This is a genomic window from Neptunitalea lumnitzerae, from assembly GCF_027924185.1.
Lineage (GTDB): Bacteria > Bacteroidota > Bacteroidia > Flavobacteriales > Flavobacteriaceae > Neptunitalea > Neptunitalea lumnitzerae.
Genome location: NZ_BRVO01000002.1, coordinates 944097 through 967761, shown reverse-complemented (window position 1 = coordinate 967761; position 23665 = coordinate 944097). Strand labels below are relative to the sequence as shown.

Annotated in this window: 22 protein-coding genes; 5 read left to right on the top strand and 17 right to left on the bottom strand. The window is 32.4% G+C overall.

The features are described 5' to 3' along the window. Nucleotides 1-47 precede the first annotated feature (47 nt). Together Y10_RS11505 and Y10_RS11500 are read right to left on the bottom strand one after the other, a co-directional pair. On the bottom strand, nt 48-689 hold the full coding sequence (locus Y10_RS11505; RefSeq protein ID WP_281765534.1) for a peroxiredoxin: 642 nt from the start codon (nt 687-689) through the stop codon (nt 48-50). A 76-nt stretch (nt 690-765) separates the two neighbouring features. Next, complete coding sequence (locus Y10_RS11500; RefSeq protein ID WP_281765533.1) at nt 766-1323, bottom strand: thioredoxin family protein; 558 nt, start codon at nt 1321-1323, stop codon at nt 766-768. Nucleotides 1324-1494: 171 nt separating this feature from the next. On the opposite strand from Y10_RS11500, the gene Y10_RS11495 reads away from it, so the two are divergent. Both Y10_RS11495 and Y10_RS11490 read left to right on the top strand, forming a co-directional pair. Continuing rightward, entirely contained in the window at nt 1495-1800 is a 306-nt protein-coding gene (locus Y10_RS11495) for a phosphoribosylpyrophosphate synthetase (protein WP_281765532.1), read from the top strand. After that, nucleotides 1790-2131 carry a tRNA-binding protein gene (locus tag Y10_RS11490; protein ID WP_281765531.1) on the top strand — a complete coding sequence of 114 codons (342 nt, stop codon included), beginning with the start codon at nt 1790-1792 and terminating at the stop codon, nt 2129-2131. The genes Y10_RS11495 and Y10_RS11490 overlap by 11 nt, the downstream gene beginning before the upstream one ends. Before the next feature lie 96 nt (nt 2132-2227). Here the strand turns inward: Y10_RS11490 and Y10_RS11485 are convergent, their stop codons facing one another. Both Y10_RS11485 and Y10_RS11480 read right to left on the bottom strand, forming a co-directional pair. Continuing rightward, nucleotides 2228-2602, bottom strand: coding sequence for a PUR family DNA/RNA-binding protein (locus Y10_RS11485; RefSeq protein WP_281765530.1), 375 nt, complete (start codon nt 2600-2602; stop codon nt 2228-2230). Nucleotides 2603-2675: 73 nt separating this feature from the next. Continuing rightward, nucleotides 2676-4433 (bottom strand): ABC transporter ATP-binding protein, encoded by a 1758-nt coding sequence (locus Y10_RS11480; protein WP_281765529.1) that lies wholly within the window; start codon nt 4431-4433, stop codon nt 2676-2678. A gap of 200 nt (nt 4434-4633) precedes the next feature. On the opposite strand from Y10_RS11480, the gene nusB reads away from it, so the two are divergent. Genes nusB through yajC form a run of 3 tightly spaced genes read left to right on the top strand, consistent with a single transcriptional unit; the run spans nt 4634 to nt 6400 of the window. Further along, complete coding sequence (nusB, locus tag Y10_RS11475) at nt 4634-5581, top strand: transcription antitermination factor NusB (RefSeq protein ID WP_281765528.1); 948 nt, start codon at nt 4634-4636, stop codon at nt 5579-5581. Nucleotides 5582-5623: 42 nt separating this feature from the next. Beyond that, entirely contained in the window at nt 5624-6097 is a 474-nt protein-coding gene (locus Y10_RS11470) for a DUF1573 domain-containing protein (protein ID WP_281765527.1), read from the top strand. A gap of 15 nt (nt 6098-6112) precedes the next feature. After that, the gene (gene yajC, locus Y10_RS11465) at nt 6113-6400 is read left to right on the top strand and encodes a preprotein translocase subunit YajC (RefSeq protein WP_281765526.1); all 288 of its coding nucleotides are present in this window, start codon (nt 6113-6115) and stop codon (nt 6398-6400) included. 66 nt (nt 6401-6466) lie between these two features. Here yajC and Y10_RS11460 read toward each other — a convergent pair whose 3' ends face one another. The 13 genes from Y10_RS11460 to Y10_RS11400 all read right to left on the bottom strand — a co-directional run bounded on the left by Y10_RS11460 (nt 6467) and on the right by Y10_RS11400 (nt 23630). Beyond that, complete coding sequence (locus Y10_RS11460; RefSeq protein WP_281765525.1) at nt 6467-8434, bottom strand: DUF349 domain-containing protein; 1968 nt, start codon at nt 8432-8434, stop codon at nt 6467-6469. A gap of 111 nt (nt 8435-8545) precedes the next feature. After that, nucleotides 8546-9316, bottom strand: coding sequence for a shikimate dehydrogenase family protein (locus tag Y10_RS11455; RefSeq protein ID WP_281765524.1), 771 nt, complete (start codon nt 9314-9316; stop codon nt 8546-8548). Next, nucleotides 9288-10310 carry a DUF368 domain-containing protein gene (locus tag Y10_RS11450; protein WP_281765523.1) on the bottom strand — a complete coding sequence of 341 codons (1023 nt, stop codon included), beginning with the start codon at nt 10308-10310 and terminating at the stop codon, nt 9288-9290. The genes Y10_RS11455 and Y10_RS11450 overlap by 29 nt, the downstream gene beginning before the upstream one ends. After that, nucleotides 10311-11234: a polyprenyl-phosphate transporter gene (locus Y10_RS11445; RefSeq protein WP_281765522.1), complete on the bottom strand. Its 924-nt coding sequence runs from the start codon at nt 11232-11234 to the stop codon at nt 10311-10313. Between the two features lie 42 nt (nt 11235-11276). Further along, complete coding sequence (locus tag Y10_RS11440) at nt 11277-12677, bottom strand: tetratricopeptide repeat protein (protein WP_281765521.1); 1401 nt, start codon at nt 12675-12677, stop codon at nt 11277-11279. 98 nt (nt 12678-12775) lie between these two features. Continuing rightward, nucleotides 12776-13957: an aspartate aminotransferase family protein gene (locus tag Y10_RS11435; RefSeq protein ID WP_281765520.1), complete on the bottom strand. Its 1182-nt coding sequence runs from the start codon at nt 13955-13957 to the stop codon at nt 12776-12778. 23 nt (nt 13958-13980) lie between these two features. Beyond that, nucleotides 13981-15777: an OstA-like protein gene (locus tag Y10_RS11430; RefSeq protein ID WP_281765519.1), complete on the bottom strand. Its 1797-nt coding sequence runs from the start codon at nt 15775-15777 to the stop codon at nt 13981-13983. 151 nt (nt 15778-15928) lie between these two features. Then, on the bottom strand, nt 15929-17200 hold the full coding sequence (locus Y10_RS11425; RefSeq protein ID WP_281765518.1) for an adenylosuccinate synthase: 1272 nt from the start codon (nt 17198-17200) through the stop codon (nt 15929-15931). 9 nt (nt 17201-17209) lie between these two features. Continuing rightward, nucleotides 17210-17665: a Fur family transcriptional regulator gene (locus Y10_RS11420; RefSeq protein ID WP_281765517.1), complete on the bottom strand. Its 456-nt coding sequence runs from the start codon at nt 17663-17665 to the stop codon at nt 17210-17212. 65 nt (nt 17666-17730) lie between these two features. Further along, a complete protein-coding gene (locus Y10_RS11415; RefSeq protein ID WP_281765516.1) occupies nt 17731-19938 on the bottom strand; it encodes a RelA/SpoT family protein in 2208 nt (735 codons plus the stop codon). A gap of 37 nt (nt 19939-19975) precedes the next feature. After that, the gene (locus Y10_RS11410; RefSeq protein ID WP_281765515.1) at nt 19976-21208 is read right to left on the bottom strand and encodes a M48 family metallopeptidase; all 1233 of its coding nucleotides are present in this window, start codon (nt 21206-21208) and stop codon (nt 19976-19978) included. Nucleotides 21209-21248: 40 nt separating this feature from the next. Further along, nucleotides 21249-22049, bottom strand: coding sequence for a TrmH family RNA methyltransferase (locus Y10_RS11405; RefSeq protein ID WP_281765704.1), 801 nt, complete (start codon nt 22047-22049; stop codon nt 21249-21251). Between the two features lie 138 nt (nt 22050-22187). Beyond that, nucleotides 22188-23630 carry a hypothetical protein gene (locus Y10_RS11400; RefSeq protein WP_281765514.1) on the bottom strand — a complete coding sequence of 481 codons (1443 nt, stop codon included), beginning with the start codon at nt 23628-23630 and terminating at the stop codon, nt 22188-22190. Nucleotides 23631-23665 lie beyond the last annotated feature (35 nt).

Genomic DNA, 23665 nt, shown 5'->3' with positions numbered 1-23665 from the left:
AAAGCCTACATGTGTAGGCTTTTTATATTTTGACGTTATTTTTAAAATTAATCCAGATTTGGTTGTGGAGTTAATCTTAAATATGGTTTTACTTCTTTGTATCCTTTAGTAAAAATGTTTTTAGCATCTTCATTAGAAACTGATGGGCTAATAACTACTTCCTCACCATGTTTCCAGTTAGCAGGTGTAGCTACTTTGTGGTACGCTGTTAGTTGTAATGAGTCAATTACACGTAGCAATTCTTCAAAGTTTCTACCGGTAGAGGCAGGGTAGGTAATAATTAATTTTATCTTTTTATCAGGTCCTATAATGTATACAGATCTTACGGTAAGTGTAGCGTCTGCGTTTGGGTGTATCATATCATATAGTTCAGATACTTTTTTGTCTTCATCTGCAATAATAGGAAAGTTAACTGTAATGTTTTGAGTCTCGTTAATATCACTTACCCATCCTTTATGAGATTCTAAGCCATCAACACTAAGTGCTAATACTTTTACATTACGTTTTTCAAATTCATCTTTATATTTTGCTACAGCGCCTAATTCAGTTGTACAAACAGGAGTATAGTCTGATGGATGCGAAAATAACACACCCCATCCGTCTCCTAAATAATCATAGAAATTGATTTCACCTTCTGTTGATTGTGTAGTGAAATTTGGTGCTGTATCACCTAATCTTATTGTAGCCATAATTTTTTATTTTTTATTAGTCTACAAAGTTAGTAGATTATATAGAGTAAGAATGATGAATTACCGTAAAATTTAGTTAAAGTTTCCACTTAATATTACAACCAATACTCGGTTTTTGTCTTTCAGGAACATTTTTATCCTCTAAAATGGCGTTTAGAGCAGTTCTTATATCAGTTCCAGTTACCGTAATTCCGTTACCTGGTCTTGAATCGTCTAATTGACCTCTGTAAACCAATGCTTTGTTTTTATCAAAAATGTAAAAATCTGGTGTACAAGCAGCATCATATGCTTTCGCTACTTCTTGTGATTCGTCGTATAGGTAGGGAAATGTGTATCCTTCGGTAATAGCTGTTTCTTTCATTAACTCAGGGGAGTCATCGGGGTAATTTTCTACATCGTTACTAGATATTGCTACAAATTCAATTCCCTTAGGCTGATAATCTTTAGCTAATGAAACAAGCTCCTCGTTTACATGTTTTACAAACGGGCAGTGATTGCATGTAAACATGATAACAGTAGCATTTTTACCGCATAACTCATTTAGGTTATAGGTGTTTCCTGATACAGTGTCTGGTAATGTAAAATGAGGTGCCAATGTACCTAATGCTAACATGTTACTTGGGGTTCTAGCCATAATTTATAATTGTGTTAAGAGTAAATATGATTTAATTAAGACACGTTTACATGTATTGTAAGTACCTTAATAATGCAAAATTAAGAAGAATACCTTGGTTACTAAAATTGTAAGTTAAGAGTTCTGAAAAAAGGAAAAACTGAAGTAGAAAAAATTAAAAAAAAATGTATTATGAAAGTAGTATACGACACACTATCAGAAGGAGTAGAAGACCTAAAAAAAAGAGGGTACGAGGAAGATTTTAACATTCTTGAAAATGGAATTGAAAATAAATCTAAAAAACAGCTGTTTAAAACAGATACATTTAATGTAGTTGAAGTACATAGATTTGAGGGGTATACTAACCCTGATGACAGTTCTATTTTATATGCTATTGAAACTATATCTGGAGAAAAGGGTATCTTAGTAGATGCGTACGGAGCTTACGAAAGTATCTCTAGAGAAATGATAGATAAATTAGCAATGCATGATAAATAATTTAACCTGGGAAGAATTTTCAAAAGTAAAGATGGCTGTAGGGACTATTATGAAAGTTCAAGATTTTCCTGAAGCCAGAAAACCAGCCTACCAGTTATGGATAAATTTTGGAGAGGAGATAGGAGAAAGAAAAACTTCTGCTCAAATAACAGATAAGTATTCTAAGGAAGCACTAATAGGGAAACAAGTTGTTGCAGTAATTAACTTTCCTGAGAAACAAATTGCCAACTTTATGAGTCAATGTTTACTGTTAGGAGCCGTAGGAGAGGGGAATGAGGTTACTATAATTTCTCCAGAGTCAAAAATAGAAAACGGATTGTTTATATCCTGATAAAAATAAAAGCCGCTCTTCAGCGGCTTTTATATTACGTAATTAAAACTAAATTTCTCTTTACGAGTAATTCTCAATTGTTAAGAAAAATACTATTTAAATATCTTCAAAGCTTATATCTGTAAACTTTTCAGTACCGTTAGAAGTTTCTTCTGTCTCAAAGAAAGATTCTTTTTTGAAATCTTTTTGGTGACGTTCGGAAATAACTTCTGCTCCCTTTTCATCAATCACAAAGTCGGTCATCTCACACAAGATTTCTTTAAAAGCTGTAAAGTCTTCTTTGTAAAGGTAAATTTTGTGTTTCTTGTAATGGAAAGATCCATCGTCATGAGTGAACTTTTTACTTTCAGTAATCGTTAAATAGTAATCTCCGGCTTTTGTAGCTCTAACATCAAAGAAGTATGTTCTTCTACCGGCTCTAAGTACCTTTGAGAAAATCTCATCTTTCTCTAGTAAGTCTTTATCATTCATAATTCCCTCTAACTTGTTTAGTTGTATAGTATTTTGTTCAAAAATGTGAAAAAAATCATAATATCGCAAGAAATTAATGACTTTCTTTTTCGTGAAGTTGATTTATATAGAGTTCCTTGTAGTATCCTTCTGTTTTTATAAGTTGATTATGAGTACCTTGTTGAACAACCTTTCCATCGTCTATGATTAAAATTTTATCTGCATTTTTAGCCGATGATATTCTATGGCTTACAATGATAGTTGTAGTGTCTTCAGCCATTTCTAATAGGTTATTTAAAATCTTTTCTTCTGTTTCTGTATCTACGGCTGATAGACAGTCATCAAACAAATAAAACTTAGCATTTTTAATAAGCGCTCTTGCTATAGAAACACGTTGTTTTTGCCCTCCACTTAGGGTTACACCGCGTTCGCCTAAAACAGTATCATACTTGTTAGCAAACTTCTCAATGTTTTTATGTACAGATGCTTTTTTAGCTGCTTGTATTACCGCTGCATCTGTAGCATTGCTATTACCAAAAAGTATATTATTCTTAATACTGTCTGAGAATAAAAACGCATCTTGTGGTACCGATCCTATAGCACTTCTTAAGCTAGTTAGATTTAATTGCTGAATAGGGGTGTTGTCTATTAATATTTCTCCTGCAGTAACGTCATACATCCTGCCAATTAAATCTAAAATGGTAGATTTCCCAGATCCTGTTTTACCAATTATGGCTAAGGTTTCTCCTTTTTTTACTTCAAAAGAAACATTGTTTAAAGCTTGTATATTGGTGTCTTCATATATAAAAGAAACATTTTTGAAGGTAATAGTACCATTTACTGGAGTTTCTTCTAAAGTATTGTTTTGTATAGAGGGTACTTCGTTTAAAAATTCATTAATTCTTTTTTGTGAAGCTTCGGCTTGCTGAATAATTGAACTTACCCAACCCACTGTTGCTACTGGCCAGGTTAGCATTAATACGTACATAACAAACTCTGCTATAACCCCAACACTTTCAATTTCGCCATCTATGTATAAAGATCCTCCAACATAAATAACTATAATGGTACTCATACCAATTAATAATAACATTAACGGAAAAAACCATGCTTGTACTTTTGCTAAGTTCATGCTTTTATCTTTTCCTTTGTGGGCTAAGTCTTCTAGTTCGTCGTTAATTCTAGACTCTATACCGTACGCCTTAATAACACTTACCCCTGAAAAAGTTTCTTGCGAAAAGGTAGATAGCTCCGATAAAAATTCTTGTACTTTAGTAGTTCTTTTGTGTATGGTTTTACTAATGTAATATATAAGTACCGATAATATTGGTAAAGGTATTACGGTATATAGTGTTAAGGTTGGGGAAGAGGATATCATTAGCGGTATAATACATACAAATAAGGTGAAGGTTTGTATACTATACATAATAGCCGGGCCGGCATACATTCTTACTTTACCAACATCTTCACTAATACGGTTCATTAAATCTCCAGTTCTATTTTTTTTGTAGAAGTTAAGAGATAGGTTTTCGTACTGTTTAAAAACATCGTTTTTAAGGTCAAATTCTATATATCTAGATACATTTATAATGGTTTGTCTCATTAAAAATGTAAATAGCGCATACATAATAGCAGAGCCAATAATAATAGCTATATAGGTAATAAGTGTACTCTTAATACTTGAAATTGGGTCTCCGTTTTCTATACTTTGTTGAACAGCATCAAGGGTTTTTCTAACATAAGGAGGCATTACCAAATTGAAAACTCTGGCAACAATAGTAATGAGTAATCCAATTAATAATTTATATTTATATTTAAAGAAGTATTTATTGAGGTATTTTAATTCTTTCATGCACTTAAAAAATTCAGCTGTGGTATTTTTTTGGTGTAGCAAAGATAAAGTAATAAAATGTTCCCTAACTATAAAGTTATATTAATCTATAACTATAGTAGAAATTAATGGCAATTTTACGTCGTAATTTAAAATATGTATTATTTTTGCGGCGAAAGAAAATTTCTTTCATCTTTTAAATTTTTTAAGTTCTTACTTATATGTTAACAAGAAGACACATCAGAGTTAAGGTAATGCAGTCTTTGTACGCATTGTCACAATCTAAAACTGTTAATTTAGAAAAAGAAGAGAAGTTTCTTTTGACAAGCATGGACAATACGTATAACTTGTACCTTACGTTGTTAAACTTGCTTATAGAAATTCATGAGTTAGCGGCTTCTCGTTTAGATGCTTCACAGAAAAAGTATTTAGCTACCGCTGAAGACAAAAATCCAAACCGAAAATTTATTAATAACGAAGTGCTTACCATGTTGGTAAATAACGAGTTGTTGAAAACAGAAATTGAGGATAGAAAACTAAATAACTGGTATTTAGATGAAGAGTATGTGAAAATACTGCTTGATGAAATAGAAAACAGTGAGCTTTATAAAGATTATATGAAAGAGAAATTATCTTCATTTAAAGAAGATAAAGAGTTTATTGTAGATATTTATAAAGAGATTATTGCACCAAACGAAAAGCTTTATGATTATATAGAAGATTATAAACTTACTTGGATTGATGATTTACCTGCTGTAAATACTATGTTCTTGAAGTTCTTAAGAAAATTAAAGAACAACAATTATCCTGAAGAGCATTTTTTACCAAAACTCTTTAAAGACGAAGATGATAAAAAGTTTGGAGTAGATCTTTTAAAGAAGACTATGTTAAACGATGAAATGTTGCAGGAGCATATAAATGGTAAAACACCTAATTGGGATACCGATAGGATTGCTGATTTAGATAATGTTTTACTTAAAATGGCAATATGTGAGTTTTTAAAATTTCCATCTATTCCTATCAAGGTGTCTATTAATGAGTATTTAGAAATAGCGAAAGAGTACTCTACGCCAAAAAGTAGTATTTTTATTAATGGAATTTTAGACAAGATTGTCAAAGATTTTGAAAAAACTGAAAAATTAAATAAAGTAGGGAGGGGACTTCTCTAATTTATAATTAGTACATTTAACCTCAAATTAAATATATTACATATGAAAAAAAGTATTTTATTAGTTTGCTCTATGGCTTTAGCAATAGGTTTTACTTCATGTGAAGGTAAGGCTGTAGATAAAGTGAAAGCTGAAAATGTGGAAGCTGCTGCAGTAAGAGACGCAAACGCAGATAAGTTTGCTGAAATGAAATTTGAAGAAAAAACTTTTGATTTCGGAAAAATTGAAAGAGGTCAAAAGCAAGAACATACTTTTAAATTTACAAATACAGGAGATGTGCCTTTAATTGTTTCTAAAGTAAAAAGTTCTTGTGGTTGTACAGTGCCAGAAAAACCAACTGAGCCAATTCAACCAGGTAAAGAAGGAGAAATTAAGGTAACTTATAACGGTAGTGGTAAAGGGCAAGTAACTAAAACTATTACTATTACTGCAAATACAGAGTCTGGTACAGAGCGTGTATCTATTAGAGCTTTTGTAGAGGTTCCTTCTGTTACAGAAACTACAACTGAGAGATAAAAATAATCACATATAATGCAAGGATATTTATTACTTGCCATGTTGGTGGTAATGGTCTTTTTTATGATCATTCCTCAATTTAAAAGGCAAAAACAGGAAAAAAAATTCGCAGAGGCTCTTAAAGCTGGGGATAAAGTAATTACTAAAAGTGGTATGCACGGAAAAATTATTCAATTATCGGATGATTCTTGTGTTATAGAAACACTTTCAGGTAAGATTAAATTTGAAAGATCTGCGATTTCAATGGAGTTATCTTCTAAGTTAAATGCTCCAGAGAAAGACAAGAAAAAAGACAAAAAGTAATTAATTACTTTCTGTAAATAAAAAAACCGACCATTAGGTCGGTTTTTTTATTGGTGTATATATTTCTTATTCTTCTTCAGAATCATCATCCTCAGCTAGTGAATTAATGCGTTTAAGCTTCTCTTTCCAAAGTTCTAAAGACTCCTTATGCTTGTCTATGTTTTTGATAACTTCTCTCACTAGAGGGTTGCTTTCATCTACATTGGTAAAGAATTGCATATTGTTTTCTAACTGACGTATTTCTGCTTTTACCTCGTCAATTTTTCTTCTAATAAAAATGTGTTCGCTCTGTAATTGGCGTTCACTATTTTCTTCATTAGCTAGGTGGTCTAATCTGTTACCATACTTAATAAGTTCAGCTTGTTGTTTATCCATGTCTAGTTTCTTAAACAAGGCATCAATAATCTTATTAAACTTACTTTCTATGTTTCGCTTGTTAAACGGAACCTTTCCTATGGCTTTCCAGTCAGAAATGTATTTTTTAATATCTGCTAAATCTTTCTCGTTGTCACCAGATAATTGATAATCTTTTAAATCATCTAAGAATGCTTTTTTCTTATCTAGGGCTTCAAACTCTACTTTTTGAGCAGCATTTCTTTCCGAGTGTAATTTATTAAAGTAATGATTGCATGCGGCTTTAAAGTCTTTCCATACCTTATCAGAATGTTTTCTAGGAACATGACCAATGTGCTTCCAATCTTCTTGAATCTTCTTCATTAGAGGAGTGGTCGCTTCAAAGTCGTCATTATCTTTGTTAGCTTCTGCTATGGCAACTAATTCAAGCTTTTTGTTTAAATTATCTTGTTGCTCTTTTTTAAGGTTTTTGTAAAAGGCATTCTTATTTCGGTTAAAGGTTCTCACGGCGTCTTTAAAAGCTGCCCAAGTGTCTTCGTTAACCTTAGCAGGTACTTTACCAGCGCTAAAGAAATCTTCTCTTAATTGCTCAATTTCTTTAATAAGCTTTTGCCATTGATTATGAGAAGTTACCTTAGTTTGTGCTAGGCTCTCAATACTAGAAATAATCTCTTGTTTTCTTTCAAGATTTTTCTCGTAAGCTTTCTCAATGTTTTTATAGTAATCTTGTCTTCTGTCGTGAATGGTTTTGGTAGCGTTGCTAAAACGTTCCCAAATTTCTTCACGTTGTTCTCTTTCTACAGGTCCAATATCTTCCTTCCAAACCTTGTGAAGTATCTGAAGTTCTCTAAAGGCTTTATTAATGTCTTGCTCTTGAGCAAGCTCTTCAGCCTTTTCAATTAATTTTAGTTTTTCTTCAAGATTATGTTTAAAGTCTAAATCTCTAAGATCTCTGTTCAGATCTAGAAAATCGTAAAACATTTCAGTATGGAAATGATAGTTTCTCCAAACGTCGGTATAATTAGCTCTTGGTATAGGCCCTGCGTTTCTCCATTGGTCTTGCAGGTCTTTAAAGTGCTTGTACGTAGTATTTATATTTTCTTCTACGTTGATAAGTCCTTTAAGTTCTTCTATAATGGCTAAGCGCTTTTCTAAGTTTCCTTTAAGGGTAAGCTCTATATTTTTATAATAACTGTTTCTTCGGTCTCTATACTCGTTATAAAGGGTATTGAATGTTGCTTTTTCGGGTACGTGGTAACTAAAATCAATTTCGTTACCTCCTTTAGAGATGAAGTCGTCTTTTTTCTCTTCTAATAACTGACTATACTTTTGGTCAAACTCACTTTTAATGTGATCAACGTGTTCTTTTATAGCCTGAACTTTATGGTTTTTTAATAAGGTATCAAGTTCTGAAACCAAAGATGCCATGTTCATAGCATGGTAATCAGGCATAGGGATTGAGTGTCTCTGATGATTATCTTCATCTTCTGCATCTTCTGCATTGGAGTCGTCAATCTCTTTATGAACTTCATCATCTGATGATGAGTCTAACGTAGTCTCCTGAGTTTCTTCTTCTTTAGTTTCAGGAGTTTTCTCTGTAGATTCGTTGGTAGATTCCTCGTTACGAATCGGTTCTTGTCCGTCTGCATTAAGCAGGTTGTCGTCTTTTTCTTCTAACATTTGAGCAATGTTTTAATAAATGAGTAATCAGTTGTTGAGCATGAAAGATACTAACAACAAATTATATGACAAAGAAAAATAAAAAATTACCTACTATTTTTTTAACAAAATTTATAAATTAAGGTTCTGTTTCCATATTTCCCACGCCTTTTCAGCTTGAAGTACTAACATTTTAGAGCCGTTTGCAATACTGGCTCCTTTTTCTTCACCCAAGGTTAAGAAGGTTGTTTTTTCAGGGTTGTAAATAAGGTCAAACAATAAATGTTTCTCTGTTAGTAAATTGTAAGGGATGTCAGGTTTGTTTGAAATTTCAGGAAATGTACCTAATGGGGTAGTATTTATAATTAAATGGTACTTATCTAAAATTTCTGTGTTTAGATTGTTATAAGTTAATTGATGAGGTTTAGAAGTTCTAGATACGAGGTTGTAATCTATTTTTAAAAGTCGCATTACGTATGCTACAGCTTTAGCGGCGCCACCTGTGCCTAGTATAAGAGCTTTTGTGTGATTCTTATTTAGATTTGGCTCTAAAGACTTCATAAAGCCATAATAATCGGTGTTGTGACCTATTAATTTGCTGTCTTTTACCTCTATGGTATTTACCGCGCCAATAGATTTTGCAGTATCATCTAACGTGTCTAGGTATGGTATAATGCTTTCTTTGTAAGGTATGGTTACATTGAAGCCCTTAATATTAGGATGTTGTTTAATTAATTTAGGAAATTCTTCTATACTTGGTATATCGAAGTTTGTATAAAAACAGTTTGTAAGGTGTTCATTTTCAAACTTGGTTTTAAAATAACCTCGAGAAAATGAGTAATTGATATTTTTACCTACAAGTCCGAAAAGATATTTATAATCGTTTTTTTGATTTACTTCCATACCAATCTAGTATTAAAATTATAGCAATGCCCACTAAAATAAAAATAATGGCTATCCATGTTTCTAAGTTAGAAAAATCTGGTATATAACGTTTGTAATTCTGAATAACCTTTACGTTATTAGAATCATACAGAATATTACCTAATTCATCTTTTTTATATACGGTGTATTTCCAAGGCCATACAACACCTAACGATCCTGTTATAAAGCCTATGATAACCGCGGTAGTAATATGTTTAAAGTGTTTAAGTACATAGTTTAGTAAGTGAGAAAGAGTTACCAAACCTACCGTAGAGCCAAATGTAAAAACACCTAAAATTTCTAATGTTTGTATTCTTTTTGGGTTTGTTGTAAAACTAAAATCACCTGTAAAAATTTCTTTAAAAGTATCATATAGTGCATTTACAGAGTCTACCAGTAGTAGTACATAATTTCCTAGTAGAATAAGTATGAACGATCCTGAGAGTCCCGGAAGCGTCATGCCAGAAACACTTATAATACCGCAGAAAAAGACGAAAAGTAAATTGTCATTTTCTTTAGCGGGGCTCAAAAAACTGATGGAAATACCCACTGCTAAACCTATGATAAAAGAAGTGATGGTTTTTCTGTTCCAATAATGAAACCCTTTAGAGATATAGTAGATAGACCCTACAATCATACCAAAAAAAGCAGACCATACATACAGTTCTTTTTGGGCAATAAAATAGTCTAGTAGTTTTGAAATACTAAAGTAGCTTATTAACATCCCGAAAATAAGTAACGATAAAAATCCACCGTTAATGTATTTGTATAAGCTTTTAAACCTACCGTTAATAAGTAGTTTAAATGCCTTACCATTTACTTTTTGTAAAGAATAAATAAACTCTTCATAAAAGCCAGCAACAAAGGCAACAATACCTCCAGAAACCCCAGGTACTTTATTAGCAGCACCCATGGCAAGTCCTTTTACAACTAGAAAAAACTTGTCTCTGAATGTACGCTCTTTGTAATACATTTACTCTTTATTAGGGGTGTTTGCTAATTTTTCAAGAAGTATGATTGTAAAAAATCCTATACACATTAGCACTATAGCCCATAGTAATTGTGGATTGCCCTCGTATGCCATAGGTAAAATATTTTGCTCTTTTAAAATAACCTCTTTGTTATGAATGATGGTAGTTTCTAAAACTTGTTTCCAAGGCCATATTTTGTTTAATGATCCTAAAATAAAACCAGTTAAAATAGCTAAGATTAAATTTCGTTGATGATTAAAAAGCCATTTCAAAAGTCTAGAAAAGGTAAGCAGGCCAAAAATAGCGCCTAAACCAACCACAGCAATAATTTTAAAATCACGGTTATCAACGGCATCTAAAATTGTCTTATAAGCACCTAGTAAAACCAGTATAAAAGCTCCTGAAATACCAGGTAGTATCATAGCGCAAATAGCTAGAGAACCAGCAAAAAATAAGAACAGTGTACTATCTGTATTGCTAAGTGGAGGTAAAGAAGTTATGTAATATGCAATGGCAGCAAAGGCTAATAAAGCTAATACAATAACAACAGACCATTTAGTAATTTGCTTAGCTACAAAATAAATACTGGCTAGTACCAAGCCAAAAAAGAATGACCACAAAAGGATGGGTTGATTTTCTAACAACCAACTGATGCCTTTAGAAAGGCTTATAACGCTAATAGCTATACCTGCAAGAAGGGCTACTAAAAAGTTTCCGTTAGCTTGTTTCCAAGCAGCAGCTATACCTTCTTTCTGTAAGGTTTTTAGCAAACTAAGGTTAATGTTGTTTATAGAAGTAATAAGCTCTTCATATATACCTGAAATGAAAGCGATAGTACCTCCTGAAACACCAGGAACTATATCTGCTGCACCCATGGCAATACCCTTAAGAGTAACTACCAGATAGCCTAAAAAAGATCTTTGCATGATAAACGTTATGAGTCATTCAAGCAAAAATAGGATTTTTTTTCAGGACGCCTTTTTAAAATTTGTTATAAAATTCTTAACACTTGGTCTGTCATAGATAGCAGGGAATAACCTCGATGCATCTTCGTAGGCATCGTAATTATGTTTTAAAGCATTAACCAAATGGTATTGTCCTTTAATATCATCGTTAGATAAATAATAAAGTGCAGCTAAACGGTATTCTAGCTTACTATGGTCTGGGTAAAATTCTAAACCTTGTAAAAGCGTTATAACAGCAGTATCATACTCACCTAAATGTGTTAGGATATCTGCCCACGAAATCCATGTTTCTAACTCGTAGTTTCCTAATTCTACAGTTTTTTGGTAGGCGATATCAGCCTCTTCGAAAAACCCTAGCTGCTTGTTTATTTCTGCACTTCTTTTCCAGTAAAGTACATTCTCTTCGTCTATGTTTAGAGCTTTGTTTATGTAGTATTGCGCTTTTCTAAAATTTCCTTCTTTGTAATAGAAATCAGTAATAGCTATCCAACCTTTATCTAACAAAGGATCTTCATGTACCGTTTTATAGAAAAACTGTTTTGCTAGTTCACTATTTCCTAAACGCTCATGACATTTACCTATACGTAAATACGCAAAAGACGTAGGATCGTCTAGTTGTAAGGTGTATTCATAGTTTTCAATAGCTTCATTATACCTTTTAAGCTTTTCTAAAACTTTACCTTTTTCTAAATAGGCTCCAATAAAAGTGTCATCAGAAATAATAGCAAATTCAAAAGCAGAAACAGCTTCTTTGTATAATTTTTTGCTGAAGTATTGTTTTCCTAGCTGGTGCCATGCAACTTCACAGTACGGATTTATTTCTAAGTAATCGTTTAAATACGAAATACAGCCATCGTAATCTTCTAAAAATTCAAAGCAATATACTAGATTGTATAAAGATGCGTAATCTAAATAATCTACCGTTAAAGATTTTATGAAAAACTCTTTAGCATCTGCATAATTATCAAGAAATAAGTACTCCATACCAATCATAGAATAAATATCTCCAGACATTTCTTCATCTAATTCTAACGCTTTTTTAAGCATATGTATAGCTTCTGTATGCTTATCCTTTTTACTTAAAATATTGGCTCTTTGAATGTAGACTTCTTCATTACCAGGTTGTAATTCTTGAACTTGATTTAAAAGTTTTTCGGCAAGGTCTAACTTATTTTCAAATACAAAAATCTCAATCTGTAGCAGTTTTAACTCGGAAGAAGAGGGATGTTGTTCAAGGCCTAATTGTATGGCTTTCTTAGCCTTAGAGATTTTTCCTTCATCTAAGTAATGAGTGGTAATTTGTTCAAAATCAGTCGAGTCGAAGAAAAAAACATTATTTGTTTTTAGCATTGATTCGAATTTAGTCAACGGTAAATTGTAATCATCATTTGAACTAAACTGCATAGGCGATGCTTTTTTAGATTTCTATATTCTTAAAGTTAATGTATGAAAAGCGATTTTCAACAAAAAAGCGGTTATATTATCAACAATTTAGTTAACAATTATTGCTTATAGGCGTTTAATGCTTCTATTATGTAATTACAGCCTTCTCTAATTTCTTCATCAGAAATAGTAAGGGGAGGAGTTATACGAACTGCTTTTGGCTCAAACATAAGCCAAAATAATATAAGTCCTTTTTTAAAGCTCTCCAGAATTACATGGTTGGCAATGTCTTGATTTTTTACCATTATAGCAAGCATAAGTCCTTTTCCTCTAACGTCAGTTATTAACGGATGTTTTAAAAGGTCTCTAAAAAGTTTTTCTTTTCTTATCGCTTCGCTCATTAAATCTGTTTCAAGTACTTCTTTTAAAGTGGCTAAGCTGGCTGCTGCTATTACAGGATGCCCTCCAAAAGTGGTAATATGTCCTAGTTTAGGTGCGTTGGTAAGTAGTTGCATATGTTTGTAAGATGCTACAAAAGCACCAACTGGCATTCCGCCAGCCATTCCTTTTCCTATGGCTAAAATATCGGGTACTACATTAAATTGCTGAAACCCGAACAAAGAACCTGTTCTGCCAAAACCAGGTTGAATTTCGTCTAGTATTAAAAGTGCTCCAACCTCTTCGCAGCGTTCTTTTACTTTTCGTAAATAATCGTTTTGCGGAGGTACAAAACCTGCACTTCCTTGTATAGTTTCTAAAAGTACGCCTGCCGTTCTTTTAGTTATTTTTTGTAAATCTTCTTCGTTATTAAACTCAATAAAATCAACATCAGGTAATAGTGGTCTAAAAGCTTGTTTTCTTTCCTCATTACCCATCACACTCATAGAGCCTTGCGTGTTGCCGTGGTAAGCATTGTATGCCGATATTAATTGTGTTCTTCCGGTAACTCTTTTGGCAAGTTTTAATGAGCCTTCTACAGCTTCGGTACCAGAGTTTACTAAGTAGGTGCAGTCTAAAGGTGAAGGTAAGTTTTCAGCTAATAACTTTGCAAAACTCACTGCAGGTGATTGTGCAAACTCGCCATACACCATTACGTGCATGTATTTTTCAGTTTGTTCTTTTATTGCGTTTACAACTTTTGGGTGGCAATGCCCCAAAGTACAAGCGGAAACACCTGCAACAAAATCCAAGTGCTTTTTGCCATCTGTATTATAAACATAACTTCCTTGTGCGTGCGAAACCTCCATAAATAGGGGGTGAGGAGAAGTTTGTGCCTGATATTTAAAAAAATCTTCCTTCATAATTCAATCTCTTTCTAGGCTGTTTAAGGCGCTGTAGGTAATTGTTGTGTTCTATTTGGTAGCAAATTAAGTGTAGGTCTTAAATTTGGAGCTGTTGGTTTTTTATTAGGATGCTCTTGCTTTTCCTGTTTCTCTACTTTCTCGTAATCTAATTCTGTTCCTTCTTCTGGTACGGTAGAGGTACGTCCCATTTCTTCCATGTCAATACTAATAGGGGAATCAATACCTCTAATTTTTACAAGCTCAACGTTTAGGTCGTCTTCGTCAAAAATATCATCTTTGGTGAAAATTTGCTCGTCTCCACGCCAATAAAATCCTGGTAGTTTTCTAGCGTTTTTTGGTAAATCTTCATCTCGGTGAATGGTAGATTCTGTATCTATGTAGTTGGTAATGGAAGATATGGCATTATTTTCCATCTCAATTTCTATTCTACTACATATAGCTTTATCAATACCTACAAATTCTTGTTTATCATATACATAATACAGTGATTCTGTATTTTTAATGATGTCTATCTTGTAAAGTTTGTTATCATCGTTAAAAAGTCCGTAGAGGTTTTTACCTTTTACTTGGTTATATCCTTCTCCTATGGTATCTCTTTCTATGATGAATGCATTATTCATAACTTTTAAGGAGTCAAGTTTTTCCTGTTTGGTGTTAGAAATTAAGTGAATACTATCACCGGTCATTTGACTGCCGCCATTCCATAATACGGGGTTGTATTTGAAATGGTCTCTTTCAGGAGTGTTTTTAGGTATTCTACGTATAAATTGGGTAATACCTGTTACTTGACTAGAATGAATAGAATCACATTTACCAGCAAGATCAGATTTGTAAAATTTAGCATTTCTGAATGCCTTAATAATACGTTCGTTTTCCTTACCAGTAAGCATTAGTGTATCTCCGTGAATATATACTGAATCGTTTTCTACTACATTTATAGCTACAGCTTTTTTAGTTACAAACATTGAGTCTTTGGCTTTCCATACCTCTCCGTAGTGTCCTTTAATTAAACCATTATTTACGGTGTCTGTAATTTTTATGTTGTTGGTTGCAGCAGCAAATTCTCTAGGCTTGTCAAAATATACACTATCACCGTTTATAATACGTTGATCATAGTCTATTTGTGTGTTTTTAACTCCATATCCTTTTTCTACAGTGGTGTCGTAAAAACCGCGTTCACAATAAAATACGTAATCTTGACCATTAACTGTTGAAGGACCGTATAAATACGCGTGCTTACTACGCTCATAATAATCAAGTTCATCAGAATCTAAAACGAAGTCTTTGTTTACTAAATGAACGTTTTTTCTAAATTGGAACTTTTCCGTTTCAATATAGTATTTACCGCTATTACTTGTTAATACATTTTCAGGATCGGTAACGGTACCAAAACTATTATAATAGCATTGTTGCAACGTTCTGTTGAAATATAGTTTTTGAGTTTCTAATTTCATGTTTTTACTGCGTAACACTACATCTTCTTCGGCAATAGCAAGCTTTGTGTTACCTTCATACTCTATGTAGTTGCAGTTCATTTTTACAGAGTCACCTTGCTGCAAGTAAACATGACCAGAGGCTTGAATAAAGTTTTCCTTTTGGTAGTAAACAGCAATATCACACCAAACATCAATTCCTTCATGTCTAAATTGAACTTGTTTAGTGTCTCCATTAAAAATAGAAGCTCCGGGAAATTTTTCTTCGTCTTTGTGAAAATTCCTTCCGTCTACAATTTCTATTTTTTTCTTTTGATCTTGCGCTTGTAATTGAAAAGCACAGAAACAAAGAATAAATAAAGAAAAATATGATTTTAACTTCATGAAATCAATTAATGGTTTAATTCAAAAATACAATATTTCTTTACAAGAAATATGCCGAATTTATATAATAAAAAAGACTATTTAAAAGGAAATTCTAGTTGTGTAAACTATAGTAACCTTTTAAATAGTCTTTAAATAATTAAGGATTTAATTATCTGTGTATTGTTTGTGTTCTATCTGGACCTACAGAAACTATTTTAATAGGCACTTCTAATTCTTTTTCTAAGAATTCAATGTAATCTGTTAGTTCTTTAGGTAATTGGTCTGCCGATGTCATTTTGGTTAAATCAGCATTCCAACCTTTTAATTCTGTATAGATAGGTGTTACGTTTTCCTCTTCAATATTATATGGTAGGTGATCAATGGTTTCTCCTTTGTATTTGTAGGCTGTACAAACTTTTAAAGTTTCAAAACCACTTAAAACATCACTTTTCATCATCATTAATTGGGTAACTCCATTCACCTGAACAGCATATTTCAATGCAATAAGGTCTAACCAACCACAACGTCTTGGTCTTCCTGTAACAGCACCAAATTCATTACCAATTTTAGCCATTTTTTCTCCTACTTCATCAAAAAGTTCGGTAGGGAATGGGCCACTACCAACACGGGTAGTATATGCTTTAAAAATACCAAAAACTTCACCTATTTTATTAGGTGCTACACCTAAACCAGTACAAGCACCAGCAGCTGTAGTGTTAGAAGAAGTAACAAACGGATACGTACCAAAATCAATATCTAATAAAGATCCTTGCGCTCCTTCAGCTAAAATAGTTTTGTTTTCTTTTAAAGACTTGTTTAAAAACTCTTCACTATCTATAAAAGTAAGTTCTTTTAACGCTTTAACAGCAGCAAAAAACTCAGCTTCAAGTTCTTCAAGATCGTACTGAATGTCAACTTTGTAAAAGCTAATCATTTCTTCGTGCTTATCTGCAAGTGCTCTGTATCGTTCTTTAAAGTCTTCTAATTCTAAATCACCAACACGTAATCCGTTACGTCCGGTTTTGTCCATGTAAGTAGGGCCAATACCTTTAAGCGTAGAACCAATTTTGGCTTTACCTTTAGAAGCTTCAGAAGCTGCATCTAACAAACGGTGGGTAGGTAATATTAAGTGCGCTTTTCTAGAAATTATTAATTTCTTTTTATAGTCTATATCAAACTTGTTTAAACCTTCTAATTCGCTAACAAATACTACAGGGTCAATAACAACTCCGTTACCTATTACATTAATAGATTCTTTGTGAAATATACCAGAAGGAATTGTTCTTAAAACATGTTTAATACCGTCAAATTCTAAAGTATGTCCTGCATTAGGGCCACCTTGAAAACGGGCTATAATATTATAGTTTTTAGTTAAAACGTCTACAATTTTACCTTTTCCTTCATCTCCCCATTGAAGTCCAAGTAGTAAGTCTACTGCCATTTTATTTTATTAAAGTGTGTTATTTTCGTCTTTTTTCTGTGTTCCGTAGAAGTACAAAGAGTGGTTATGAATCTTAATATTAAATACTTCTTCGATTGTTTGCTTTATACTTTGAATACGTGGATCGCAAAATTCCATTACCTCGCCAGTGTCGGTTAAAATTACATGGTCGTGTTGTTTGTCAAAGTATGATTTTTCGTAGTGTGCTTGGTTTTGTCCAAATTGATGTTTACGCACCAAATTACATTCTAATAACAATTCAATAGTGTTATATAATGTAGCTCTACTTACACGGTAATTTTTATTTTTCATTTTAATATAAAGAGACTCTATATCAAAATGTTCTTCACTATCGTAAATTTCTTGTAGAATTGCATAACGCTCAGGGGTTTTACGATGCCCCTTTTCTTCTAAAAACTTTGTAAAAACGTTTTTTACAATTTCTTGATTTTTTTCATTTGCCATGATACACGCATCAAATTCCAAACAACAAAAGTAGTGTTTATATTTTGTATCTGAAAAAGTAAAGTTTACATTCTTATAACTTTGTCAATACCATTGATTTTTTTCAGATTTTCTATTAAAGTTTTCAACATATTTCGGTTCTTCACATTTAAGGTGATTTTACCAGAGAAGATACCATCATCGGTATCAAAACTTATGTTTTTCATATTTACATGCATACTGTCTGAAATCACCTTTGTAACATCACTCACTAATCCCATGTGGTCTATACCAGTTAATTTTATAACTGCTGTAAATTCTTGTTGCGAAGAATCTATCCACTTTGCAGATAATATTCTATAAGCATAGTTAGATTGAAGTGAAATTGCATTAGGACACGATTTTTTATGAACCTTAATACCTTCACTAATAGTTATAAACCCAAAAACATTATCACCAGGAATTGGGTTACAACAATTGGCTAGCTTGTACTCTAATTTTTCTTCTTCCTTGCCAAAAACTAGCATATCATACTTAGCCGTAATTTCATCTTTATGAAGATCTTCTGAAATTTGATTAGGTCTTCTAATCTTATTTTTAAAGAAGTTCATAAAGGTATTACTACGACTATTAGCATACTCTTTTAGGGCATGGTTATCAATAGTACCAACACCAATTCTGTAGAATAAATCTAAGCTTGTTTTAAGTTTAAAGAAAACAACCAATTCATTCACAATATTCTCGTTGAAATTGATTTTAAGTTGTTTCAACTTTCTACGAAGTACTTCTTTTCCTTCTTCGGCAATATCTTTTTTCTCTTCTCTTAAAGATGATTTAATTCTAGTACGCGCTCTAGCAGTAGTGGCATAGTCTAACCAATGTACCGTTGGTTTGGCAGATTCGGAAGTTATAATTTCTACCTGATCTCCACTTTTTAATTTGTGACTTAGCGGAACTAACTTTCCGTTTACTTTTGCACCACGGGTATGCACTCCAATCTCTGTGTGAATACTAAATGCAAAATCTAATGGGGTAGCTCCTTTGGGTAGCGATTTTAAGTCTCCATTAGGAGTAAACACAAATATCTCTTTTGAGTATAGGTTAAACTTAAATTCTTCTACAAAGTCTATAGCACTTAGTTCAGGATTTTCTAGTGCATCCTGAAGTCTGTTTAGCCAAACATCTAACCCTTGTTCAGCTTGTTCGCCATGCTTATATTTAAAGTGGGCAGCGTATCCTTTTTCTGCAATTTCGTGCATACGTTCACTTCGTATTTGCACCTCTACCCATCTACCTTTAGGACCCATTACCGTAATATGTAATGCCTCATATCCAGTAGATTTTGGAGAAGAAATCCAATCTCGTAAACGTACTGGGTTGGGTCTAAAGTGATCTGTGACAATAGAATATATTTTCCAAGCTAAGAATTTCTCATTTGCAGCATCAGATCTATATATAATTCTAATAGCAAATTTGTCATATACTTCGTCATACGAAACATTCTGAGCCTTCATTTTTCTTCTGATGGAAAAGATAGATTTAGGTCTGCCTTTTATCTCGTAATTAAGCCCTTCGTGGTCTAAGCTATCTTTTATAATTTTAGAGAACGATTCTATATAGGCTTTTTGCTCCTCTTTGCTCTCTTCAATTTTGTTGGCAATATCGTTATATACTTTAGGTTCTGTATATTTTAAACCTAAGTCTTCTAGCTCGGTTTTAATATTATACAATCCAATGCGGTGGGCAAGTGGTGCATAGATATAGAGAGTTTCTGAGGCTATCTTTTCTTGTTTATGCGGAGGCATGGAATCCATGGTTTGCATGTTATGCAAACGATCTGCTATTTTTACTAGAATAACACGAACATCGTCGTTCATAGTAAGTAGCATTTTTCTAAAGTTTTCTGCCTGTAAAGAAACATCATTGCCCTTACTAAGACTAGATATCTTTGTTAACCCATCTACAATTCTTGCAATAGTTGGGTTAAAAAGTTTTTCAATATCTTCTAGCGTATAGGTGGTGTCTTCTACAACATCATGTAATAGGGCACAAGCTATAGCAGTAGCATCTAGTCCAATTTCAGAAGCTACAATTTTAGCTACTCCAATTGGGTGAAAAATGTATGCCTCGCCACTTTTTCTTCTCTGATCTTTGTGCGCATCAACAGCAGTATCAAATGCTAACCGAATGAGTTTTTTATCTTCATCTGAAAGTGATTGATAACTAATTCTTAATAACTCCTTATACTCCCGTGCAATCGCCTTGTTTTCCTGTTCGGTATCAATTACTGCCATATATAGTCCTCTCTTTATATAAAATTAGTATAAAGTTTTAAGATTTCAAATTTTTAAAACGTTGCAATAAGGTAGGATGTGAATAATGAACAAACACATATGCCTTATGCGGAGTTAAATTGCTTAAACTATTTTTAGACAATTTTTTTAAAGAGGTTATTAATGGTTCGGCAGCAAAAGTTTCTTTAGCATAGTTATCTGCTTGATATTCAAATTTTCTGGAAAACATATTCATTATTAAACCTGTTAATTCAGATATGGGACTATACAATATACCAAAGGCCACCAGCCCAATATGAAAGCTTGGAGTAGAAACTCCTAATGCTTCAGACAAAAGTGGTTCATTTATGAATAATGATAACAAGAAAAAGGTAAAACCGGTAAGAAGTATTGAAGTGATTAAATTAAAAATGATATGATTTTTTTTATAATGCCCAACTTCATGAGCCAAAACAGCTACAATTTCTTTCGTAGTAAGGTCATTGATAAGGGTATCAAATAAGGTGATTCTTTTAGTAGCTCCGAACCCAGAAAAATAGGCATTTGCTTTAGTAGATCTTTTGGAGCCATCAATTACGTATATAGCATTTAGTTTAAAGCCTACCTTATTAGCATATTCGGTTATTGCATTTTTAAGTTCTCCATCTTCTAAAGGAGTTTGTTTATTGAATAGCGGAACAATAAGTTTAGAGTAAAACATATTCATAAAAACAGAAAAAACAGCTACCAGTCCCCAAGCGTATAGCCAAAACTTGCTTTCTGTTAATTGATAAAACCATATGATTAAAGCCAAAATTCCACCACCTAAAATAGCTGTCATAAAAAAACCTTTAATTTTATCTAAAACAAAAATCTTTTTAGTCATTTTATTGAAACCAAATTTTTGCTCTATAACAAAGGTGTTGTAGTATGAGAATGGTAACGATAATATACTACTACCTAACATGATGATGCCAAAGAAAACCAATGCCATAAGAATTTCATTATTTGAAATACGGCGAGCAATTTCATCTACAAATTCAAAACCGCCAAGAACAAAAAAGAGCAGTGTAGCAATAAATGATATGGTACCAGAAATGGTGCTAAACTTATGCTTAGCTTGTTTATAAGCTTGCGATTTTTCATATTCTTCAACATCATACACATCCTTTAGCGGTTCTGGTATGGGGTCGTTATATTTTTTTGCGTTTAGGTGGTCTAGCCATCCATCTACAATAAAATCAAGAATAAGTAAGCCTATTATTATATAAAATAATGTAGTTGCTGTCATAGTAAACTATCTACTTTAGAGTAGCTATTTTAAAGTTTAATTAATCGAAATTTCGTTGTCTCTTAGCCTCAAATATAAGAATAGCTGCTGCTACCGATACGTTCATAGAATCTATTTCTCCTTGCATAGGAATAATAATATTCTGTGAGGCGTTAGATAACCATGTATCACTTAAGCCTGTAGCTTCTGTACCCACAACTATAGCAGTTGGTTGGGTGAAATCTTGAGTTTGGTAAGGTATAGAGGCACTCAAAGCAGCACAATTAATAGTAACAGATTTTGCTTTTAGGTATGTTATGATTTCTTCGGTAGTTCCTGTAGCTATATTGTTGGTAAATATACACCCAACACTAGACCTAAGTATGTTTGGGTTGTACATATCTGTTTTAGGGTTTGCTATAATAACTGCATCTAAGTTTGCAGCATCTGCGGTTCTTAGTAGAGCACCAATATTTCCTGGTTTTTCAGGAGCTTCTGCTACCAAAATTAACGGAGCTTCTCTTTTAAATGATAAGCTTTCAAGGGTAAGTGCTTTACTTTTAGCAATAGCTACAATACCTTCGGTTGTTTCTCTATATGCAATTTTTTGGTATACCTCTTTAGATATTTCTATAACTTCTGGCGTTAAAGTAGTAGGTATAATTTCGTTTAGCACAGATGTGCTGCAAATTTCTGGGTAGTATAAAATGGATTCAATGTTATAGCCCCCTTTTATGGCAAGTGAAATTTCTCGTTGCCCTTCAATTACAAAGGTTTGTGTTTTTTTTCTAAGACGAGATTTCTCCTTTAACTGAAGAATGTTTTTTATAAACGGATTTTGAATGCTAGAAATAATTTTCACCTGCTTAAATTTTAGCAAAAATAAAGTTTTTAATTGCAATAAAGTTGTTATCTAAATAAAATTGATTTTACTTAATTGTAGCGATTTAATGTTCTGAGAGTTTCCTGATCTTTAAATTCTTTAGTCTATTTTTAATAACTACTTTGAAGATTTATTCTTAATACTATTTATAAGAGAGTCGTTTTCTTTTTTAACAGTGTCTCCATGTACTAATATAAATTCGTTGTCTATTATAGCAAGGTATGGAGTGTAGTATACTTTAAAATGTTTTAGTAAGCTGTTAAATGTTTTTTGATTTACGTAGTAAACCTGATCAGAGTTCTTAAAATTAATAGCTTCTTGTTTATTTATAGGAGTATCTAATATTAGATAGAAACCATTTTTATTTATAGGCTTAATTAACTCAGATTTTTGCATATCTTCTATCAAGTAAATCTCTTTTTGGCTGTTATTGGTTTTAGAGATAATAGATTTTAGAGTGTTTTGCGTATTAGTAATATCTAATAATACCTGATCAAGTATTTCATTAGGTATTATAGTACTTTCTTTTTTGAGTTTGGTTCTGTACATACTAGATAGAACAACATCTAACTTTCCTTTGTTATTGCGCGCGTATTCTTTTAATTCTGACGCTAGAAATGTAATACCGCTAACAGATTTCTTTAGGTTTTGGTTATAGTAATCAATATACATTCGTCTTAACAAATAGGAGTTTAGTGCTCCATCAAAATGTTTATTGACAAACTGTTTTTCTGCTTTAAAATTTTCTATTGAATAAGTGAATTTCTCTTCCTTCAAAAAATAAAATTTTATAAAATGGGGTAGCGCTTTTTTTAAATAATGATTTTCAAATAAATCTGGTCTCTTAAAAACTTCAATAGATAATGAATCAAGGTAGGTAGTTAAATTCAGATTTTTATTATGATGAATCGTATTATAATGAATCACTTCTTGAATGCCGGGCAGTTTTTTGTAACCATTTGTTTTATAATATCCTGAAACACCGTTAGGAAGTAGCAAATTGGTATAATATTCGAAGAAAAATTCTGCTTCTGTATAATTTTTAAAAGTAGTTGAAACTGTATTTTCCTCAGCATAGGTTTTTAAAAAGTTTAATTTAGCCTTGTAAGTGTCTAAAGCCATTTTTTTATAGGCGTCTAGGTTTCCTTTAAATTTTGGGTATTCATACTGTTGAGTATTCAAATAGTTATAGAAGTTATACTGACTTTCATAAGCGCCACTAATAGCAATAGTATCGTTATCAATATGAATGTACAAACTATCTTCAGGTACAATAAATATTTTATAGAATTCCTGTTGTATTTCAAGCTCTTTATAACTTGGTATTTCTTGATTAAAAGTAATTTTTAAGGTGTCATTGGTTAGTTTTTCTACAGCATTATTTTGGTGTGCTTTATAAATTCTTTCATAATTAAGAATATCTACGTTTTGAAGCGTTCCTTTTTTGGAAGCAGTAACATAAATGTTTACTGGTTTTAAAGGGGGAGTATGAAGATGGTTCTTATTACTTGAACTATGTTCCTTTTTTGTATTTTCTTTAGTACAGGAGTAGAAGGTCAAGCAAAGAATTATAAATAGATGTTTAACTTTCATAT